Below are 20,540 nucleotides of genomic sequence, written 5' to 3'. Positions count from 1 at the left end.
TTTGTTGGCTTACAGGAACAATTCAGCCACAACAACATAGGTCGACAGGACCGAGCGAAAGGGCACCAGGTAACAAACGTGATTCTCGAAATCGTCATTCTCGCCATGATCGCCGCATTTCTGGGCATGCGCCTCTATTCGGTGCTGGGCCGACGAGCGGAGCATGAAGAGGAATCGGTGCCGCAGCGTTTCGAGACTCCGGACGCCTCGGCTGCGCCCACGCCGTCCGCTCACGCGCAGCCGCAGGCCGCGGCGCAGCGTCCGGTCGATCTCGAAGGCGTGATGCCTGCGGTCGAGCGCGGCATTCGCGAGATCGCCGCCGCAGATCGCAATTTCGACCTCGCTGGTTTCATGGAGGGCGCCAAGGCGGCCTACGAGATGGTGCTCGAGGCGTTCTGGGCCGGCGACAAGGATACCTTGCGCGAATTGTGCGACGACGATGTCTATGAAGGCTTCGCCGCCGCCATCGAAGCGCGCGAGGAAGCGGGCGAAACGCTGGAGAACAAGCTCATCCGTATTGAGGAAACGCGGATCCATTCGGCCAGTCTCGAAACCAGCCGGTTCTCGAAGGTCGCGCGGATCGCGGTGCTGTTCGTCGCCGATATCGCCGCGGTCACCCGCGACAAGGACGGCAACGTCATCGCCGGGTCGCTCGACGATGCGATCGAGAGCCGCGACGTCTGGACCTTCAGCCGCGATACCGGCTCGCGCGATCCGAACTGGGTCCTCGACGAAACCGACCAGGGCTGAGCCTTGGCTCGCGAACGCGCCGAAAGCGCCGGGCAGGTCCGGCTCGGCGCGTTCGGGCCGGTCCGATTTTCCCGAACCTGCGACATGCGTCTGGCCGTTGCATTCGCTGCGTTCCTGCTCATGTCGGCCTGTATGCGCGTCGTTCCGGAAGGCGCTGCGCCCGCGCCCCGAACCGCGACCCCCGCCCCCGTACAAACCGCAGCTGTCGCAACACCCGCCGCCGCCGTCGCGAGCAGCGCGCTCGCTGCCGGGACCGCATTGGGTCCGAGCCTCGCGAGCCTGCGATGGGCGCCGGGCGATGCACAAGGCGCGCTGCGCGCCTTTCGCGTCAGCTGTCCCAAGATTCTGCGCCGCGAGGATGTGAGCGGATTGACGCAGCGTCCCGACTGGCAGCGCGCCTGCGAGGCGGCCGCGCGCTGGTCGGGCGATCCGGGCGCCTTCTTCCGCAGCGAGTTCGAGGCGGTGACGGTCGGCGACGGACAGGCCTTTGCGACCGGCTATTTCGAGCCCGAGATCCTCGCCAGCCGCACTCGCAGTGCGGGCTACGACACGCCGATCTACGCCATGCCGCGCGACCTCACCCGCGCCTGGCCCGCCGACATGCCGACATCCGAGCGCACGGGACGCCCGATGCTGGGCCGATATGACGAGAACGGCGATTTCGTACTGTATGACGAGCGCGCGCAGATCATGGCCGGCTCGCTCGAAGGCCGCGCGCCGATCATCGCCTATGCCGCCGACCCGGTCGAATTCTTCTTCCTTCAGATCCAGGGCAGCGGCCTGTTGCGGCTTCCCGACGGCAGCCTGATGCGCATCGGCTATGCCGGGCAGAACGGGCGCGGCTACACGGGCATCGGGAGGGTTCTGCGCGAGAACGGGCAGATCGGTCCGGGCACACCCTATGCGACGTCGATGCAGGGGATCATGCAGTTCATACGCGAGAACCCGCGAGAAGGCGAAGAGGTGATGAACCTCAACAAGAGCTGGATCTTCTTCCGCGAGCTCGACACCGACGGGCCGCTGGGATCGCTCGAAGTGCCGGTTTATGACCGCGACAGTGTGGCGGTCGATCCGCGCTTCGTGCCCTATGGTGCGCCGGTCTGGCTCGATCTCGACCGCGACGAAGCCGACGGCTTGTGGATCGCGCAGGATACGGGCGGCGCGATCAAGGGCGCCAACCGCTTCGACACGTTCTGGGGCGCGGGGGCAGAAGCGCGACGGATCGCCGGCGGCATGAGCGCGCGCGGGCGGGCGCTGGTGCTGCTTCCCAAGAGCGCGGCGGCGCGGCTCGACCGCGCAAGGTGAGTATTCCGCGCGGCCTGAGTGATGCCGAACAGGCCGCCTGGGCGAAGCTCGCGGCAAGCGTCACGCCGATGGAGGGTAAGGAGGTTCCTCCCCCACCGGGGGAGGGGGACCATGCGAAGCATGGTGGAGGGGCACGCCCGGTCAGCGCAAAATCGCGGCCAGCCCCAACACCTTCACGAAAGCAGAGAGTGCCCCTCCACCAGTCTGCGGCTGGTCCCCCTCCCTCCCCGCCTTCGCGGGGACAGGCTGCTACGCTCGGGGAGGATCAGAACCTCGACGGCAGTTGGAACCGCAAGCTCAAGGCGGGCCAGATCGCGCCCGACTATACGCTCGACCTTCACGGCCATTCGCTCGACCGAGCCTATGACCGGATCATGAGCGGCCTCGACCAGGCGCGCAGCATGGGCGCGCGCGTCGTGCTCGTTATTGCGGGGCGAGAGCGGCCGGTCGATCCGGCCGATCGTGGACATAAGCGCGGCGCGATCCGTGCGAAGCTCCTTGATTGGCTCGCCGCAAGCCGTCACGAAGATCACATTGCAGCGGTACGCCGCGCGCATATCCGCCATGGCGGCGAAGGTGCGCTCTATTTGGTGCTCAAACGCGCCCGCTAACTATTCCGCGGCCGCCTGCGCTATCGCGTCGATCCGCGACGGCAGCGGCGCGTCCTCGCGCGAGTCGATCGACTGCGCCGACATCATCCCTGGAGCTTTGGATTCGCCGCCGACCATCTCGCGCGTCTTGGCCTCAATCCGCTCGCCGATCTCCTCGTCGACCTGACGCCAGTAATCGAACGCACGCTTCAGGACCGGTTCGCTGACGCCGTCGGCAAGGTGGCCGCTGACATTCGAGACGAAACGCCCGCGCTGTTCGTCGTCCATGACGTCACGCACGAGCGCACCTGCCTGACTCCAGTCGTCGTCGTCTTCGCGCAAGGTATAGGCCTCGCGCATCATTTCCCCATCGGCAGCCCAGGTCGCTTCGTTGCCGATCATCGGCTGGGCGGCAGGACCGCCGTAGGAATTGGGCGCGTAGACCGGGTCTTCGCGCTTATCCATCTGCATATGCCCCCCGCGCGCATAGGAATGCACCTCGTTGACGGCCCGATTGACGGGGATTTGTTTGTAATTCGTACCGAGCCGAGCGCGGTGCGCATCGGCATAGGAAAAGCCGCGGGCGAGCAGCATCTTGTCGGGCGAAAGACCGATGCCCGCCGGAATGTTGTTCGGTTCGAAAGCCAGCTGTTCGATCTCCATGTGCCAGTCGGTGGGATTGCGATCCAGGCTGAGCTTGCCGACCTCCATCAGGGGATAGTCGGCATGCGGCCAGATTTTCGTAAGATCGAAGGGGTTGAGACGGTAGGTCTTGGCCTCCTCGAACGGCATTATCTGCCATTTGAGCGTCCAGCTCGGATAATCTCCGTCGGCGATGGCTTCGAACAGGTCGCGACGGTGATAGTCGCTGTCCTCGCCCGCCATCTTCTCCGCTTCGTCCTGCGTAAAATGCGCGTTGCCGCCTTCCTCGCCGACATCGGTGTGATAGTGGAACTTCACCCAGAAGCGCTCACCCTCTTCATTGATGAGCATGTATGTATGGCTGCCATAGCCGTTCATCTCGCGCCAGTTCTTCGGCACCCCGCGATCGCCCATCAGATACGCGACCTGATGCGCGCTTTCGGGAGACAGCGTCCAGAAGTCCCACATCATGTCGTGATCGCGCAGACCGTTATTCGCGCGGCGTTTCTGACTGCGGATGAAGTGCTGGAACTTCATCGGGTCGCGCACGAAGAAGATCGGCGTGTTGTTGCCGACCATGTCGAAGATCCCGTCTTCGGTGTAATGCTTTATCGAGAAACCGCGCGGATCGCGCCAGGTGTCCGGGCTGCCGCGTTCCCCGGCGACGGTGGAGAAACGCATCGCGACGTCGGTTCGGGCGCCTTTCTGGAAGAGTTTGGCCTTGGTATAACGCGAGACTTCGGCGGTCGTCTCGAACGTACCGAACGCGCCCGATCCTTTGGCGTGGGGGCGCCGTTCGGGGATATTTGTGCGGTTGAACTGCGCCATCTCTTCGAGAAGATGATGATCGTTGAGGACGACCGGTCCATCCCTGCCTATGGTGAGCGAATGTTCGTCGCTCTGGACGGGGATACCGGCATCAGTGGTGGTGCGGGGGGAGGGGGTGTCGGCCATCGGTCAGCCTTCCGGATCGAGATGATGGTGGGCGCTTTGGACCTACGCGCGCAGCAGGAGGTGGTTCCTTGCGCAGGGCATTTGCCGCTCGACGGGCTGCGCGCGTCATCGCCTATATAAAAAGGTCCCCGGCGCGCCTTTTTATCGGAAAAGTGCGCCGGGGACCGTGTGCGACCCTTCAGGGCTTGTTCCAGATTTTCGCTGGTGCGCCTCTAGCCATATTTCGCATAGGCGAGGTCGAAGCGGTCGGCGTTCATGACCTTGTTCCAGGCGGCGATGAAATCGTGGACGAACTTCTCTTCCGCGCCGCTTTCGGCATAGACCTCGGCCTGCGCGCGCAATTGCGAATTCGAGCCGAAGATGAGGTCGGTGCGCGTCGCGCGATATTTCTCCTCGCCCGATGTGCGGTCATGCGCGACATATTCCTCGTCGCCGCTGCCATCGACCGTGCTCCACTTGTTCCCCATATCGAGGAGGTTGCGGAAGAAGTCGGGCGTCAGCTTGCCGGGCCGATCGGTCAGCACTCCGATGCGGTCGCCGTGCTGCGCGTGATGACTCACCGCGCCCATCGCGCGCATTCCGCCGATCAGCACGGTCATTTCCGGGATCGACAGGCGGAGCAGATGCGCTCGGTCGATCAGCATGTCCTCGGTCTTCACGTTGGCCTTGGTCTTGAGGTAGTTGCGAAAGCCGTCGGCGAAGGGTTCGAGCGGCTCGAAGCTCTCAGCATCGGTGTGTTCCTCGCTCGCATCGCCGCGTCCGGTGGTGACCGGCACGGTGACCTCGACGCCTGCATCCTTCGCCGCCTTCTCGACTGCCGCGGCGCCCGCGACGACGATCGCATCGGCCATCGATAGCTCGCCGCGATGGTCCTCGATGGTGGAGAGGACCTTGGCAAGTTCCTCGGGATCGTTGACCTTCCAGTCCTTTTGCGGGGCCAGACGCACCCGCGCCCCGTTGGCACCGCCGCGATGGTCCGACCGGCGATAGGTCGAGGCCGAGGCCCAGGCCGCCTTGACCAGTTCGGCAACCGAGAGACCGCTGCCGAGGATCGCCTGCTTGAACCGCGCGACCTCGCCGTCGGACGCCTGCTTGCCGGCGGGAACCGGATCCTGCCAGCTAAAGTCCTCCTCCGGCACCTCCGGGCCCATATAGCGGACCTTGGGCCCCATATCGCGGTGGCACAGCTTGAACCAGGCGCGCGCGAACGCGTCGTCGAGCGCCGCCTGATCGTCGCGGAAACGCTCGGAAATCTTGCGATATTCCGGGTCGCGCTTCAGCGCCATGTCGGCGGTGGTCATCATCGTCGGCACCTTCTTCGACGGATCGCGCGCATCGGGCGCCATATCTTCGGGGTCCGGGTCGATCGGCTGCCACTGGTTCGCGCCCGCGGGCGACTGGACCAGTTCGTAGTCATATTTGAACAGCAGACGGAAATAGTCGCCGCCCCACTGCGTCGGGTTGGGCGTCCAGGCGCCTTCGATGCCGGACGTCGTGATATGGCCCTTGCCGATCTCCTCCTCGTCGTTGAGCCAGCCGAAGCCCATGAGTTCGAGCGCTTCGCTCTCCGGGGCGCCGCCGAAACCCTCGGCGGGTTCGGCCCCATGTGCTTTGCCGAAAGCGTGGCCGCCCGCGGTCAGCGCGACGGTTTCCTCGTCGTTCATCGCCATGCGCGCGAAGGTCTCGCGCATGTCGCGCGCCATGCCTTCCGCATCGTGCGGATTGCCGCCCGGCCCTTCGGGATTGACGTAGATGAGACCCATCTGGATCGCGGCGAGCGGATTTTCGAGCGCGCGGCCTTCATCGGGATGGATCCGGGTTTCCGCGCCGGTGTCGACCCACAGTTCCTCGGTGCCCCAATAGACGTTTTCGGGTTCGAACACATCGGCCCGCCCGCCGCCGAAGCCGAAGACCGGGCCACCCATCGATTCGATCGCGACATTGCCGGTGAGGATGAACAGGTCGGCCCAGCTGATGGCACGCCCGTATTTCTGCTTGATCGGCCACAGCAGGCGCCGTGCCTTGTCGAGATTGCCATTGTCGGGCCAGGAATTGAGCGGGGCAAAACGCTGTTGCCCGGACCCTGCGCCGCCGCGCCCGTCGCCGGTGCGATAGGTGCCCGCCGCGTGCCAGGCCATGCGGATGAAGAACGGGCCGTAATGCCCGTAATCGGCCGGCCACCAATCCTTGCTGTCGGTCATCAGCGCGGTCAGGTCTTCCTTCAGCGCTTTGTAGTCGAGCGTGTTGAACGCCGCGGGATAGTCGAAATCCTCGCCATAGGGATTGGCGGACTTGCCCTCTTCGGTGAGGATGTCGAGCTCGGTCGTCTCGGGCCACCAGTCCTTATTGGTGCGGCCCAGCAGGGTGCGCACACCGCTATCGCCCTGAAACGGGCAGCCGTTCATTTCGCCTGTTTTCGCATCCATCTCTCGTGATCCTCTCTCGTCTTGTTCTGGCACTCGGATTTTGGCCGAGTGCGATGACAGGAGAATGATGGAAGCGTGCTTATCAGTCCAATCGATTAATACGCGCGGATTGATCGAAGGAGGCGTTCAGCGCAGGCGCCGAAACGCGAACGCCGCCACAGCCGCTGCGCCTATGCCGAGGGCGGCCGTGAGGGCAGGGCGCATCTGCGCCTCGAGCGCAAGGCTGGTCTCTCGCACGGCCCGATTCTGGTTCGAACGCACGCGCCCATCCTCACGTGGTTCGAACAGGTTGTCCGCCGCGCCCGCTTCAGGCGGGGTTTCGATCGTCTGAGCAGACTTGCCCATGAAGGTTTCCATCACCTGGTCGGTAACGCCCGGGAATATGTTGCCAAGCGCGGTGATCATCAGCCCCTGTCCGCCAACCACCAGTTCGCGTCGCGAATGGGCGCAGGCGAAACAGATTGCCTTCGCCACCAGTTCGGGATCGTAAAGGACTTGCGGAAGGGCCGCGGGCTTGTCCATCTTGTTGCGCGCGTGCTCGGGATACGGGGTGTCCATGCTGTTGGGCTTGATCAGCGTTACCGAGATGCCGGCTTCGTTGCGCTGCAGCTCCATCCGAAGCGCTTCAGTGAAGCCCAGAACCGCATGCTTCATCGCGCAATACGGGCCTTGCAGGAGAATGGCCCGTTCAGACAGCACCGAACCGACATTGACGAGCGCACCGCCGCCGCGGCTCTGGAGTTCGCGCGCGGCGTAGAGCGATCCGCTCACCGTACCGAAATAGCCCACATCGAACACCCGCCGATGTTCCTTAAGGTCGATGTCAACAAGGTCGCCATACATGGCCGTCGCGGCATTGTTGACCCAGCTATCGAACCCGCCGAACTCATCCTTGGCAACCTGGCCTACCTTCTCGGGATAGCTGTCATCAGCGACATCGACCGCGCAGGTCGCAACATGGCCGCCGTGGGCGCGAATTTCCTCAGCGGCTTCGTTGAGCGCGTCCTCATTGCGGGCCACCATGACAACCCGCGCCCCTTTGCGCCCGGCACGGCGAGCCGTGGCGAGGCCGATGCCGGACGTCGCTCCGGTTACGACGATCGTTTGTTGTTCGAGCGGTTTCAGTTTGATGGACATGAGAAATCACCTTTCGCCAGGGCAAGTCGTCTGCTTTGGGAAGGGAGGCCGACTTGATCTTTGTTAAGCAGCTTTGGCCGGGTCGCATGACGTGACGCTCGCCCCTCTCCCCCACCCGTCAGCCCCCTGCTGCGCCGAAGTGGGAAGACACTCCCCGAACCCTCGCAAGCGCGACCGCGCGCCCATGGCTCAGCGGAAAGAATGGTTTCTAGGATCCTCGTACCGATGGCGAACCCGCTACCTACTACGCCGCCTGCGCGATATCCTCTACCGGCTCGTTGCGGATGAGGTAGTCGAATGCGCCGAGGCCTGCGGTTGCGCCGCTGCCCATTGCGACGACGATCTGCTTGTCCTTGACGATGGTGGCGTCGCCTGCGGCATAGATGCCGGGCAGGTTGGTCGCGCCGTGCGCGTCGACGACGATCTCGCCGTATTTCGACAGTTCGAGCCCGCTTTCCGCCAGCCATTCGGTGTTGGGGACGAGACCGATCTGGATGAAGACGCCTTCCAATTCGATCTGGCGTTCCTCGCCGCTCTCGCGGTCCTTGACCACCAGGCCGTTCACCTTCGCGCCGTCGCCGGTGATCTCGGTCGTCTGGCCATTGGTGATGATCTCGACATTGGCGAGGCTGCGCAGCTTGCGCTGAAGCACCTCGTCAGCACGCAGCTTCGTATCGAATTCGATCAGCGTGACGTGAGCGACGATCTTGGCAAGGTCGATCGCCGCCTCGACGCCCGAATTGCCCCCGCCGACGACGGCGACGCGCTTGCCCTTGAACAGCGGACCGTCGCAATGCGGACAATAGGCGACGCCCTTGTTGCGGTATTCCTCTTCGCCCGGAACGCCGAGATTGCGCCAGCGCGCGCCGGTCGCGAGGATGAGCGAGCGCGCCTTCAGGACCGCGCCGTTGGCGAAGGTCACTTCGTGCATGCCGCCCGCCTCGCTCGCAGGCCTCAGCTCGCTGGCGCGGGCGAGATCGATAAGGTCGATACCGTTGTCACCGACCTGCGCCTTCAATTCGTCCGATAGCTTCGGACCTTCGGTGTAGCTCGTGCCGGGCAGGTTTTCGATGCCGAGCGTGTCCTGCAACTGGCCGCCGAAACGCTCTGCCGCGATGCCGGTGCGAAAGCCCTTGCGCGCGGTGTAGACGCCGGCGGCCGCGCCAGCCGGTCCGCCGCCGACGATCAGCACTTCGAACGGGTCTTTGGCCGAAATCTTCTCTGCAACCTTCGCATCGGCGCCGCTGTCGAGCTTGGACAGGATTTCGGCGAGCTCCATCTTGCCGTTGTAGAATGGCTCGCCATTAAGGAAGGTCGCCGGAACGGCGAGCACGCCGCGCTCTTCGACCTCATCCTGGAACGTGCCGCCCTCGATCAGGGTTGCCTCGATTCGCGGATTTTCGAGCGCCATCAGAGTCAGCGCCTGCACCACGTCGGGGCAATTGTGACATGAGAGCGAGAAATACATCTCGAATGCGTAATCGCCCCCATCATCGGGAACTAGCGCGCGAACCTGGTCGATCAGGTCGGCATCGACCTTGGGCGGGTGGCCGCCTGCCCAGAGCAGCGCAAGCACCAGCGACGTGAATTCGTGCCCCATCGGCAGACCGGCAAAGCGCACCTGCCGCGAAGGGTCGGAGGCGCGGCGGATGACGAAGCTCGGGCGCCGCTCATCGGTGCCGTCGAACTGTGCGGTCACGTCGTCATGCAGCGCTGCGATTTCGGTCAGCAATTCGCGCGTCTGCGCGCTCTTGGGTCCATCGCCAAGCGAGGCGACGAGCACGATCTCCTCGCGCAGATTGGCGAGATATTGCGTCAGTTGCGCTTTCATATCGGCATCAAGCATGGTCATCATCCGCAAGCTGGAAGTGGAAGGGGCGGCGGCACCGCCGAGATCAGAATTCGCGGCATGGCGCGCGCGTGAGAAACATTATGGGCCGGACGCGCTCGCCAGGGGGGAGGGGCGAGGGCGTCCGGCCCTGATGCGACCGGAACAGGCCGCCTTTTGAAGGGCGTCGCCGGTTCGGGTCTTTCAAGAGCGCCCGGGCAAAGGGAGGGGGGTCTGCCGGCCGCTCTTCATTCGTTACAACTCAGATCTTGCCAACAAGGTCCAGCGAAGGCGCCAAAGTTTCGCCGCCCTCTTCCCAGGCGGCCGGGCAGACCTGTCCGGGATTGTTGCGGACATATTGCGCGGCCTTGATCTTGCGGGTCAGTTCGTTGGCGTTGCGGCCCACGCCCTCGCAGGTGATTTCCATGATCTGGATGACGCCATCGGGATCGACCACGAAGGTCGCGCGATCGGCCAGACCCATCTCTTCGCGAAGCACGCCGAAATTGTTCGACAGCGTGTGCAGCTGGTCGCCCAGGAACGGGAATTTCAGCTTGCCGATCTTTTCCGAGGTGTCGTGCCAGGCCTTGTGGCTGAAATGCGTGTCGGTCGAGACGGCGAACACTTCGACGCCCATCGACTGCAGCATGTCGTACTTCTCGCCAAGATCTTCGAGCTCGGTCGGACACACGAAGGTCCAGTCGGCCGGATAGAAGAAGAACACCGCCCACTTACCGGCGATGTCGTCCTGGGTAACGTCGTAAAAGTCTTCGCCCGCCTTGAATGCGGTCGCCTTGAACGGTTTGATGGTCGAACCGATGATGCCCATGGTGGTGTTTGTCCTTTGTCGTTCGGGTTGCTCTGACGAGCGTGGAATAGCTCTTGACCTTCCATCTAGGCAGCGCTGCGATGCACAAAAGCGCAATTGTGCGATTGCGAAGATCGGTTTTTTCCATCAGCCTTTCCGGGAACCTTTTCGGGCCGAGCGGTGAGGTCGCTTAGGGCCTTCGTGGGCAATGCCTAGGTCCGGCGTCGGACTTTTGGAAGGTTCGCGCCTGCAGAGTCCTTCTGCCTCATCCCTGCGAGCCGCTCTTTCGTTCGGGGGCGAGGCAAAGGAGGTCCGCACCATGTCGTCAGCTGTCGCCCCAACCCGTGTTCTCCCTGCCAGGGCATCTCTGGCTATCGCTGATGGGCCGTCTCCGGTTCGATCTCCCGACGCACATGCCTCTGTCTCCGCGCGAATGCTGCCATCGATGACGCCCGGTGAGCGCCGCCGCGAAGAGCGCTCGGACACGGCGCGCAGGCGGTGTTGCGTGATCGCATCCGACAAGGTCGCGATGGCGCAGCTCCTCAGCTTCTCGATCGGCGGCGCCCGATTCCAGTCGCTTGGCGACTTCGCGGTCGGCGAGCGCCTGCGCTATTTCTGGAAGGCCAATTGCTGCATGGAGGCCGAGGTCGCCTGGCGGGAAGAGACGACCTACGGACTGCGCCATGTCGACGTCTCGGCAGATACGGGAAGCGCCTTTCCTGCGCGTCCGGTGCGCATCGATTGCCGCGCACCGGCCGAATGCAGCGTCGATGGCCAGCCGCGGCCCGGCATCGTCGAGAATATCTCGCTCGGCGGTCTACGCATCAGCGGCGTGCCCGGACTTGCGACCGGCCAAAAGGTCGCGGTTCGCCTGTGCAGCCACACGATCCTGCCGGCCAGTGTCCGCTGGTTGCAACACGGCGTTGCGGGCCTCAAGCTGGACGAACCGATGAGCCCGGTGACACTGCAGGGCCTGTTGCTCGATGCAAGGTTCGCCTTCGCCGACGACGCCCCGCCGCCGGGCCCCTTGCGTTAGGCGTCGCAGACTTCGCTTCGTCCCCGCGACATCAGCGCCTCGTCGCTGCGCTCCGCCTGCGCTATCACCTCGCGCCAGTCATGCCGCATGGTCCAGCCGAGCGCACGCTGCGCCTTTGCGGCGTCATACACCCGGTCGATTGCGGTCGGCAGTGCCCAGCCGCGCCGCTCGAACGCAGCCACCAGAGCGCGCGCGCGCCGGCGCAGCACGTGCGGCGCATCCTGTCCGAGCATTTCCGCATCCTCCCGGAGAAAGGGTGTCGCGCCAGACAGGACGAACCGCTCGAACGGCGCGCCTCGATGGCTCAGCGCGCGAACATGCCCTTCGGCGACGTCGCGCGTATCGATCCCGCGATGCAGGCGGTAAACCGTCATGAGCGGCGCCGTCTCGGGAAAACACCGCCCGATACGCAGAACGCGCAAACTGCATTGCCGGCTCGCCGCGGCTTCGAGACGGCGCTCGGCGGCGAGTTTGGTGCGGTGATAGATCGTGCGCGGGGAAGGGGGCGTCGTTTCGTCGATCCACGTGCAGGTCCCCGGGACGATCGCATGGCCGTAAAGCGCGGTCGTGCTCGCGAAGACGAACCGCCGAACCCCGGCCGCGCGGGCCCAGTCGAACAATTGCGCGGTGTCGGCGACCACCGCCCGCTCGAACTCGGCCTCGGAGAGCTTGCCGACATGCGGGGCGTGGGGGCCAGCGGTGTGAATGACAGCATCCGCCCCCTCGAGCGCCTTTCGCATCGGATATTCGTCGGCGATGTTCGCCCTGAGGGTGGTCGCAGGTCCGGCGACACGGTCGACCCCCACGACCTCGAATATGCCCGTAAGCCGGGCCATGATCGCGCGCCCGATCCGTCCCGAAGAACCGGTGCAGACCACCTTTGCCCGCACCGCGCTCGCCTTCACCCGCTCTTGCGCAAAGCGGCGCGCCCGCCATCCTGTTCGATCTGGGTCGGAAGGTCGCTGAGCATCTCCAGCGTGAAGACCGTTCCCAGCCCTGTGCTGTTGACACTGATCTCGGCCCTCAGGCTCTTCGCGATCGAGCGCACGATCCGCGCGCCGAGATTGCCGGTGTTGGGCCAGTCGCTGTCGCCCATGCCGACCCCATCATCCGAGATCGTCAGGCGGATGCGGTCCGACCCCAACGATTTGAGACGCACCTCGACGACCCCCTCCTTGCGCCCCACAAAAGCGTGTTGAAAGGTGTTGGACAGCACTTCGGACACAATCAGCCCGAGATTCGCGGCGAGCTTCGCGCGCATGGGAATGGTGTCGACGTCGATATTGGTACGGATCGAAGCGCGACCCTCCAGCGCGGCGATGGTCGAGGAGATGCGGCTGATATAACCGCCCGAGGAGACCACGTCGTATTTCGTGCCCGGAACGATCGAGCTTTGCGTGAACTCGTCGTAGAGCAGGCTGAGCGCATCGACCCGCCGGGCAAGGACGTCGTAGACATTGACCTTGCGATCGGGCCGCTCGTTCTTCGCCTCCAACCGGATCATCGATGCAACCATGGCAAGGTGGTTCTTCACCCGGTGCTGCGTCTCGCGCAACAGATCGGTCGCATCCCGGACGGTCATGACCCGCCCCTCCTCGGTTTCGGCAAGCTCGGACTGCAGGCCGATAAAGGCGAACAGTTTGCCGTCCTCGTCATGCACCGGCGCAATGATCAGACGGTTGAGAAACGGCTCGCCGTTGGCCCTGTAATTGCGGATGTCGACCGCGACCGATTTCTCGTTCTGGATCGCCTCGCGAATTTCCGCGCGCGCGGGCTGATCCCGATCTTCACCCTGGAGGAAGCGGCAATTCTTCCCCAGCGCCATCCTCGCGCTGTAGCCGGTGATCGTCTCGAAGGCGCGGTTGACGTAGACGATAGGGCAATCCTCGCGGGTCGGATCGCTGATAACCATCGAGAACGGAAGCTGCGCAAGCAATGCTGTGGCCGGTCCTTCGCCGACAAAGTCGAAATTCTTGTCCAGCATAAATGATCCGTCACAGGTCCCTTGAAGCATCCATTTTCACTGAAAGGGCGAAGCGATCAAGTAGCTAAGCGGCGAAGGGGGCGCCAATATAGAATGTTAGAGACGTTGCTCGGCGCAACTGGTTGCATGCAAGGCACTGCTAAGACCGGGACCTGTGCAATCGCTGCAACCGGGCGGCGAGCGATCCGCCGTCGGGCTATGCGGGTCGGGCCTCTCTTTACGCCCGGTGGAGCAAGCTTCGGCCAATGAGCTTCAACGTCATCATCGGCCGATCACTTCGGCGGCTTCCGCGATTGTCTCCAGCGCAATCCCGCGCATATGTCGCTCGCGCCCGGGCTCCAGTCCCCACCGGCCCATATGGTTATAGGCGTGGCTACCGGCATAGGCCTGCCACAGGGCGAAGCGGAACGGTTCGATAGCGCGCCGCTCGCCATAGGCGCGTTTGAACCTTTGCTCCCCGTCCTTGCCGTGGACATAGCGCAGCTCGAGGCAGGAAAACGCGACATCGGCGTTGGGATCGCCGATACAGGCATCTTCCCAGTCGATCACCGCCCGGATCGATCCGACCTCGTCCCAGATGATGTTCTCCGGCCAGAAATCGCCGTGGATCAGGACCCGCTCTCCAACATACTGTGTACCCTCCAGGTCGCGCAGCCTCGCTCGCAGGCCGTTCCATCGTGCGTCCTCGGGCAGCCACTCGAGGAGTTCGGGGATCGGGTCGAGGACGAGCGGCAGACCGGGCAGATCGGTCAGGGGCGTCGCGTGGAGGCCGAACAGGTAGGCGGCCATTGCGTCGATGCGCGCGCCAGCCTCGTCCTCGGGGATTTGTGTGGACCCGTCGACGAACTCCATCAGCAGCCATGGATGCTCGAGAATACTGCGCGTGTCGTCGCAAGCCAGCGGCTTGGGCACCGCTAGCCCCGCGGCATGGATGGTCTTCAGCGCCTGAAATTCGGTGGCCAGTTCATGGCCGTCATGCCTTGCAGCGTGTTCGCGCAGCACAACCGAGTGGTGCGTGCCATCGGGCAGGATCATGTCGAGCCGCGTCACATCCGCGGAGACGCCCCCGGTCAGGCGCTCGAACGAGGCGAGGCGCGCTCCAGGAAAGTGTTTCGCAACCAATCGGCCAAGACGCTCGGCTCTCGGCACGGCGGGTCAACCCGTCTGCGCGCGGTGGAGCAGTTTATGATCGGCCAGCACCAGCGCCATCATCGCCTCGACCACCGGCGTCCCGCGAATGCCGACACAGGGGTCATGTCGGCCCTTGGTCATCACTTGCGTGGCTTCTCCCGAGGAGGTGATCGAGTCGACCGGCGTCAGGATCGAAGAGGTCGGTTTGAAGGCAACGCGGCAGACCACCGGCTGTCCGGTCGAGATGCCGCCCGCGGTGCCGCCGGCATGGTTGCTGGCGAAGACGGGTTTACCATCATCGCCCGGCGACATCGCATCGGCATTTTTTTCGCCAGTCAGCCGCGCGGCCGCGAACCCGTCGCCGATCTCCACGCCCTTGGTCGCGTTGATGCTCATCATCGCGGCGGCCAATTCGCCGTCGAGCTTGGCATAGACGGGCGCGCCCCAGCCCGCGGGTACGCCTTGCGCCGAGCATTCGACCACCGCGCCGAGCGAGGACCCATCCTTGCGCGCCGCCTCCACCTTTTCCCCCCAGCGGGTCGCAGCCGAAATGTCGGGGCAGAAGAACGGGTTCTTGCCGATCTCCTCATATGCGATGGCCTCACGATCGATTGCGTCGCCGCCCAGTTCGCAGACATAGGCCGTGATCGAGACTTCGGGAATGACCAGCCGCGCGACCGCGCCCGCCGCCACCCGCGCCGCCGTCTCGCGTGCCGATGACCGCCCGCCGCCGCGATAATCGCGGATGCCGTATTTGGCATCGTAGGTGTAGTCCGCATGGCCCGGGCGGTAGCTTCTGGCGATCTGCGAATAATCCTTCGATCGCTGATCGGTGTTTTCGATCATCAGGTGGATCGGGGTGCCGGTGGTGACCTGCCGGCCGCCGTCGTCCTCGAACACGCCCGACATGATCCGGACCCGATCGGCCTCGCGGCGCTGCGTCGTATACCGGCTCTGGCCAGGCTTGCGCGCATCGAGGAAGGGCTGGATGTCGGCTTCGGTCAGAGGCAGGCCCGGTGGGCAGCCGTCGATCACGACGCCCAGCGCCGGTCCGTGGCTTTCGCCCCATGTGGTAAAGCGGAACACCCGCCCGAACGTGTTGTGGCTCATGGTGGCCCGGTTTAGCGAATACGGGGTGCGTGTCGAGCGAACGTGTCTGTCGAGCGGATGGGGCGATTTCCTACGCGGCGTCGGAGTTCTATAGGAAAGGCATGTCTAGCTTCGCCGCCCCCAACCTGAACGATGGCTCCGCATCCGCTCGAAAGCCCGGAAAACTTGGCTTCAGGATCGTGTTCCATGTGTTCCATCCTGTTGGAAACGCCCGTTGGCGATTGGGCGGGGCACAAAGCCTCGCCCAGCTATGGTCAAAGCCAGCGCGCTGGGGCAGCAACGGGCCATGATCGCGAAGCTATCCGGACGGCTCGACGAACTGGGCGAGGACTGGGCCATCGTCGATGTGAGCGGCGTCGGCTATCTCGTCCACTGTTCGGCGCGCACCCTGTCGGCGCTGGGCGAACGCGGCGAAGCCTGCACCGTCCATACCGACCTGCAGGTCAGCGAGAACGACATGCGGCTCTTGGGCTTCGCCGAGGCGAGCGAGCGCGACTGGTTCCGGCTGCTGACCGGGGTGCAGGGTGTGGGCAGCAAGGTCGCGCTGGCAATCCTCTCCGCGCTTTCGACCGGAGAGTTGCGCGATGCCTGCGCCGCCGGCGATGCGGCAAGCGTGGCCCGGGCGAACGGGGTGGGGCCCAAGTTGGCCGGCCGGATCGTCAATGAGCTGAAGGACAAAGCCGGCGCCCTGCCTGGTTCTGGGCCGGGCGGCGGAATGGCGAGCGGGGCGCTCGCGGCCGCCCCCGCGGGCAGCGCCAGCGCCGACGCGGTAAGCGCGCTCGAGAACCTCGGCTTCAAACCCGCCATCGCCGCCCAGGCCGTCGCCCGCGCACAGGCCGAACTGGGCGAGGATGCAGGCGAGGGCGAGCTGATCCGCGTGGCGCTGAAGAAGGCGGCGGGGTGATGGGGAGCGTGATGGAGGACGTTATGGAGAACGCGATCGACACGGCACTGGCATTCGTGCTTGCAATGGCTCTTGTGGCTCCGGCCACCGCGCAGACGCCCAGCCTCGAAGCGTTCGACACCGGCCCCGTATTCGAGGAGTTCGGCCCGCATGCGCCTGTCGACGGGGCAAGCACGATCCCCTCCCTCTCGCGCTTCGACATCGCCTTCGACGTGGCGGACGTCGCGAAGGAAGGGGCGCGCAATCGCAGCTTCGAAAGCGCCGCGCGGTTCATCAACATGCACGCCGCCGCCGGCGTGTCGCTCGATCGCATGAACCTCGCGGTCGTCGTGCATGGCAGGGCGGTGACGGATCTCGTGTCTGGCCAGGCCAACCGCTCCGAACCGATGGTCCGCGCGATGCTGGAACGAGGCGTACGCTTCATCGTTTGCGGCCAAAGCGCCGCGGCCTATGGCGTGCGCGCGGAGCAGCTGATCGAAGGCGTCGAAATGCAGATCTCCGCCATGACCGCGCACGCATTGCTGCAACAGGACGGCTATACGGTGAACCCGTTTTGACCGATCCCGCCAACCGTTATCCTGACCTTCCCCTTTGGAGGCTGGCCCTGCTCCTTGCAGTGATAGCACTCGTCGCCACTTTAGGATCGACCGGCTTGATGAAGAGAGCAGGTCAGGAGAGGTGTGAGGAAGCGGGTGGTCGTCTTGCTCACGTGCCGAATGCCCCTGCGGAATGCGTGTTTCCCGAGGATGGGGAAGCGTCGAAATGACTGACCCCGTCCCCCTTCACGCGCCCGATCCGCAAGCCGGCGATCCCGACGCAGCGCTGCGGCCGAAGCGGCTGGCCGAGTTCATCGGGCAGGAGGCCGCGCGCGCGAACCTCGAGGTGTTCATCGGCGCAGCCAGGGCGCGCGGCGAGGCGATGGATCATACGCTCTTCCACGGTCCGCCCGGTCTCGGCAAGACCACGCTCGCGCAGATCGTCGCTGCCGAGCTGGGTGTCGGCTTTCGCGCGACCAGCGGGCCGGTCATCGCCAAGGCGGGCGATCTTGCCGCGCTGCTCACCAATCTCGAGCCGCATGACGTGCTCTTCATCGACGAAATCCACCGCCTCAACCCGGTGGTCGAAGAAGTGCTCTACCCGGCGATGGAAGACCGCGCGCTCGATATCATCATCGGTGAGGGACCTTCCGCGCGCAGCGTGCGGATCGACCTGCCGCCCTTCACGCTGGTCGGCGCAACCACGCGGCAGGGATTGCTGACAACGCCCCTGCGCGATCGGTTCGGCATTCCGGTGCGGCTGCAGTTCTATAGCGAGGAAGAGCTCGACCTCGTGGTGACCCGCGGGAGCCGCCTGCTCGGGCTCGACATCGAGCCGGCGGCAGCGCGCGAGATCGCCTGCCGCGCGCGCGGAACGCCGCGGGTCGCAGGACGGCTGCTGCGCCGGGTCCGCGATTTCGCCGAGGTGGCCGGCGCAGACCGCGTCACCCGCGCGATGGCCGACGATGCGCTGACCCGGCTCGAGATCGACCGGCTGGGCTTGGACAGTATGGACCGCCGCTACCTCACCATGATCGCCGACACCTACAAGGGCGGCCCGGTCGGCGTCGCGGCGATCGCGGCGGGACTTTCGGAGCAACGCGACACCGTCGAGGAGGTGATCGAGCCCTACCTCATCCAGCTTGGGCTGGTCGCGCGGACCGAGCGGGGACGAATGCTGAACGAGGCGGCGTGGACCCACCTAGGCCTCGACGCGCCGCGTCCCCGCAATAGCGACTCGACGCAGCCCGGCATGTTCGACGAGGAGGGCTAACGCGCGCAACTCCGGCGCGGAAACCGCGAGAAAAGAGCGGGTTTCGGTGCCAAAGCGGGACAGCAGCCCCAAAATGGGCCACGTTTGCGCGCCAACCGCCTGCTAACGGCCCGCAAACATGGTTAACCGCATTGCGATGCGCCTCCGGCCCCCGGCATGACAGGCTCGCGTCGGATTGCAGCTGTGGGTGCAGCGCTTCTTGCCGACGCAGGAAACGAGGCTTGGTATCATGTCGATCAAACTGGCAACTGCGAAACTGGCGGCGACGGCCGCGGGGGTGGCCCTGCTTCAGGGGGGCGCGGTGCGCGTGGCCGAGCCGATGAACACCGAGGAGCCGCGCTTCGCCTCGGATATGGACGGCAAGCTGGTTCAGACCGATGGCGAGCCGGTCTACATCAAGACCCAGCGCGCCCGCGAATTGCCGCCACTGCCCCAACCAGTGCGGCGGCGGATCGTCGAGCGCACGATCGAATGCGAGCCCATTGCCGGGCCCTATGGTTCGCAAAATGCGGCGCCGCTTCCCGTGGGCGCGACGCAGGCCTATTTCGATCCGGCCGAATGCCCGCCGATCGCGCAGGTCGCCTATGCTGCCGCGCCATTGCCGCCGATCCAGCCGGTGCGCGGCGGCGGGGGCTTCGGCGGTGGGCCGGTTGTCTTCGGCGGCGGACCCGGGGGTTTCGGCGGCTTCGGTGGTGGCTTTGGCGGAGGGCTGCTCGGCGGGTTCTTCGGCGGCGGCGGATCGTCCTCCGGCGACGTGTCGGTAAGCACGACCACTTCAGGCGGCGGTTCCAGCTCCAGCAGCGGCGGGGACGGCACCACGACGTCGGGCGGCTCGACCAGCACCAGCGGCGGCGACGGGACGACTTCGGGCGCGATCAATATCGATATCGACATCGATAATTCGACGAGCTCGGGCACGGTCACGTCGACCTCGTCGAGCGGGGCGGTGTCCTCCACCTCGTCGAGCGGCGAGGTCACATCGACTTCCTCCACCGGATCGATCTCCTCGTCGACCGGCCAGGTCTCCTCGAGCAGCGGGGGGATCTCGACCTCGACCACGTCGGGCAACGTCTCGAGCTCGACCGGTCAGATCAGCTCTTCGAGCGGCGGCGTCTCGTCATCGACCGGCGCAGTCTCCAGCTCGACTGGTGCGGTCTCGAGCTCCGGTGACGTATCGAGTTCGTCGGGCAATGTCAGCTCGTCGAGCGGCGGGGTTTCGTCGAGCTCGGGCAACGTAACCAGCTCGACCAGCTCCTCTTCGGGCAGCGTATCGAGTTCGTCCTCTGGCAATGTCTCGAGTTCGACCTCGAGCTCCACCTCCGGGGACGTCAGCAGTTCGTCCTCGACTTCGGGGGATGTCAGCAGCTCGAGTTCGACCTCGGGGGACGTCAGCAGTTCGTCCTCGACTTCCGGCGATGTGACGAGTTCGACCAGTTCATCTACCTCGTCGAGCAGCTCTTCATCCAGCAGCAGTAGCGGCAGCAGTAGCGGTGGGGACGGCCACCCGACTAGCAGCAGCGGCGGCGATTCGGGCGGTAGCAGTGGCGGGCACGAAGTTCCGGCGCCGCCGATGATGGTGCTGTTCGGCCTTGCCGCCGCCGCCATTCTGGGCCGGCGCAATATGTCGACCGACCGACCCGCGTAGACGAGCGCTTCGGCCGGAGCCGAGCGAAAACCGTTATATACTGGGTAGCTCAGCAGCGATCCACGGTGAGCGAACGCAGGCGAGCCGACCAGGCGCCATCGGTCCGTACGTTACTGCGTCTCGCCTACTGAAGCGCCTCAGCCTGGTTCGACGCCGGGCACGAAGCCGCGACGCTGGATGTCTTCCGTATCGCTGCGGCCGCGCTCGGCCAATTCGCGCCATTCCTTTTTCGTAGCGCAAACGCGCTTCTTGAACCGCGAGCCGATCACGGCTTCGCGGCGACAGACCATTTTGTCGTCATCGTCCAGCGCCTCTTCGGAGTCGGCCTGTTCCGAACTGTTCTGGGCCAATGCCGGCGCCGCCACGGGCACGGACAGGATGAGTGCGCTCGCCAGAGCGGTTCTGATAATCATGGTACGAATACCCCCAACGAATGAATGGTTTTGTCTTTTATACGCCAAAAGCGTCAAAATGGCTACCG

19 protein-coding genes are annotated in these 20,540 nt (G+C 64.9%); 7 read left to right on the top strand and 12 right to left on the bottom strand.

Going from position 1 to position 20,540, the window contains the following annotated elements; all coding sequences use genetic code 11:
* Positions 1-78: 78 nt before the first annotated feature.
* From V2I30_RS08965 to V2I30_RS08955, 3 genes are all read left to right on the top strand, one after another.
* Positions 79-750 (top strand): Tim44/TimA family putative adaptor protein, encoded by a 672-nt coding sequence (locus V2I30_RS08965; RefSeq protein WP_330661795.1) that lies wholly within the window; start codon positions 79-81, stop codon positions 748-750.
* A 3-nt stretch (positions 751-753) separates the two neighbouring features.
* Positions 754-2,055 carry a murein transglycosylase A gene (gene mltA / locus V2I30_RS08960; protein ID WP_330661794.1) on the top strand — a complete coding sequence of 434 codons (1,302 nt, stop codon included), beginning with the start codon at positions 754-756 and terminating at the stop codon, positions 2,053-2,055.
* A gap of 188 nt (positions 2,056-2,243) precedes the next feature.
* The gene (locus tag V2I30_RS08955) at positions 2,244-2,666 is read left to right on the top strand and encodes a Smr/MutS family protein (protein WP_330661793.1); all 423 of its coding nucleotides are present in this window, start codon (positions 2,244-2,246) and stop codon (positions 2,664-2,666) included.
* On the opposite strand, the gene V2I30_RS08950 is transcribed toward V2I30_RS08955, so the two are convergent.
* From V2I30_RS08950 to ahpC, 5 genes are all read right to left on the bottom strand, one after another.
* Positions 2,667-4,241, bottom strand: a complete 1,575-nt coding sequence (locus tag V2I30_RS08950) for a catalase (RefSeq protein ID WP_330661792.1) — start codon at positions 4,239-4,241, stop codon at positions 2,667-2,669.
* Positions 4,242-4,453: 212 nt separating this feature from the next.
* Positions 4,454-6,667 carry a catalase/peroxidase HPI gene (katG, locus tag V2I30_RS08945; RefSeq protein WP_330661791.1) on the bottom strand — a complete coding sequence of 738 codons (2,214 nt, stop codon included), beginning with the start codon at positions 6,665-6,667 and terminating at the stop codon, positions 4,454-4,456.
* Positions 6,668-6,793: 126 nt separating this feature from the next.
* The gene (locus V2I30_RS08940) at positions 6,794-7,804 is read right to left on the bottom strand and encodes an SDR family oxidoreductase (protein ID WP_330661790.1); all 1,011 of its coding nucleotides are present in this window, start codon (positions 7,802-7,804) and stop codon (positions 6,794-6,796) included.
* Positions 7,805-8,048: 244 nt separating this feature from the next.
* Positions 8,049-9,650, bottom strand: coding sequence for an alkyl hydroperoxide reductase subunit F (gene ahpF, locus V2I30_RS08935; RefSeq protein ID WP_330661928.1), 1,602 nt, complete (start codon positions 9,648-9,650; stop codon positions 8,049-8,051).
* A 244-nt stretch (positions 9,651-9,894) separates the two neighbouring features.
* Entirely contained in the window at positions 9,895-10,461 is a 567-nt protein-coding gene (gene ahpC / locus V2I30_RS08930; protein WP_330661789.1) for an alkyl hydroperoxide reductase subunit C, read from the bottom strand.
* 187 nt (positions 10,462-10,648) lie between these two features.
* Here ahpC and V2I30_RS08925 point away from each other — a divergent pair, with 187 nt between their 5' ends.
* Positions 10,649-11,476 carry a PilZ domain-containing protein gene (locus tag V2I30_RS08925; protein WP_330661788.1) on the top strand — a complete coding sequence of 276 codons (828 nt, stop codon included), beginning with the start codon at positions 10,649-10,651 and terminating at the stop codon, positions 11,474-11,476.
* Here the strand turns inward: V2I30_RS08925 and V2I30_RS08920 are convergent.
* The 4 genes from V2I30_RS08920 to aroC all read right to left on the bottom strand — a co-directional run bounded on the left by V2I30_RS08920 (position 11,473) and on the right by aroC (position 15,701).
* Positions 11,473-12,381 (bottom strand): NAD-dependent epimerase/dehydratase family protein, encoded by a 909-nt coding sequence (locus V2I30_RS08920; protein WP_330661787.1) that lies wholly within the window; start codon positions 12,379-12,381, stop codon positions 11,473-11,475. The two genes, V2I30_RS08925 and V2I30_RS08920, sit on opposite strands and share 4 nt — an antisense overlap.
* A complete protein-coding gene (locus tag V2I30_RS08915) occupies positions 12,378-13,460 on the bottom strand; it encodes a PAS domain-containing protein (RefSeq protein WP_330661786.1) in 1,083 nt (360 codons plus the stop codon). The genes V2I30_RS08920 and V2I30_RS08915 overlap by 4 nt, the downstream gene beginning before the upstream one ends.
* A gap of 261 nt (positions 13,461-13,721) precedes the next feature.
* Complete coding sequence (locus V2I30_RS08910; protein ID WP_330661785.1) at positions 13,722-14,582, bottom strand: phosphotransferase family protein; 861 nt, start codon at positions 14,580-14,582, stop codon at positions 13,722-13,724.
* Positions 14,583-14,615: 33 nt separating this feature from the next.
* Positions 14,616-15,701, bottom strand: a complete 1,086-nt coding sequence (aroC, locus tag V2I30_RS08905; RefSeq protein ID WP_330661784.1) for a chorismate synthase — start codon at positions 15,699-15,701, stop codon at positions 14,616-14,618.
* A gap of 286 nt (positions 15,702-15,987) precedes the next feature.
* Between aroC and ruvA the strand changes: the two genes are divergently transcribed.
* The 3 genes from ruvA (at position 15,988) to ruvB (ending at position 18,414) form a co-directional block, all read left to right on the top strand.
* Complete coding sequence (gene ruvA, locus V2I30_RS08900) at positions 15,988-16,605, top strand: Holliday junction branch migration protein RuvA (RefSeq protein ID WP_330661927.1); 618 nt, start codon at positions 15,988-15,990, stop codon at positions 16,603-16,605.
* Positions 16,605-17,162, top strand: coding sequence for a DsrE family protein (locus V2I30_RS08895; RefSeq protein WP_330661783.1), 558 nt, complete (start codon positions 16,605-16,607; stop codon positions 17,160-17,162). The genes ruvA and V2I30_RS08895 overlap by 1 nt, the downstream gene beginning before the upstream one ends.
* A 205-nt stretch (positions 17,163-17,367) precedes the next feature.
* Positions 17,368-18,414: a Holliday junction branch migration DNA helicase RuvB gene (gene ruvB / locus V2I30_RS08890; RefSeq protein ID WP_330661782.1), complete on the top strand. Its 1,047-nt coding sequence runs from the start codon at positions 17,368-17,370 to the stop codon at positions 18,412-18,414.
* Positions 18,415-18,996: 582 nt separating this feature from the next.
* Here the strand turns inward: ruvB and V2I30_RS08885 are convergent.
* From V2I30_RS08885 to V2I30_RS08875, 3 genes are all read right to left on the bottom strand, one after another.
* Positions 18,997-19,482, bottom strand: coding sequence for a hypothetical protein (locus V2I30_RS08885; protein ID WP_330661781.1), 486 nt, complete (start codon positions 19,480-19,482; stop codon positions 18,997-18,999).
* A gap of 18 nt (positions 19,483-19,500) precedes the next feature.
* The gene (locus V2I30_RS08880) at positions 19,501-20,034 is read right to left on the bottom strand and encodes a hypothetical protein (RefSeq protein WP_330661780.1); all 534 of its coding nucleotides are present in this window, start codon (positions 20,032-20,034) and stop codon (positions 19,501-19,503) included.
* 162 nt (positions 20,035-20,196) lie between these two features.
* Complete coding sequence (locus V2I30_RS08875) at positions 20,197-20,472, bottom strand: hypothetical protein (RefSeq protein WP_330661779.1); 276 nt, start codon at positions 20,470-20,472, stop codon at positions 20,197-20,199.
* Between the last annotated feature and the right edge of the window lie 68 nt (positions 20,473-20,540).

The sequence above is a fragment of the Erythrobacter sp. genome (assembly GCF_036351135.1).
In the GTDB taxonomy this organism is placed as follows: Bacteria; Pseudomonadota; Alphaproteobacteria; order Sphingomonadales; family Sphingomonadaceae; genus Erythrobacter.
Note: the sequence above shows the minus strand (reverse complement) of the source record. Positions and strands in the feature narration are given on the sequence as shown.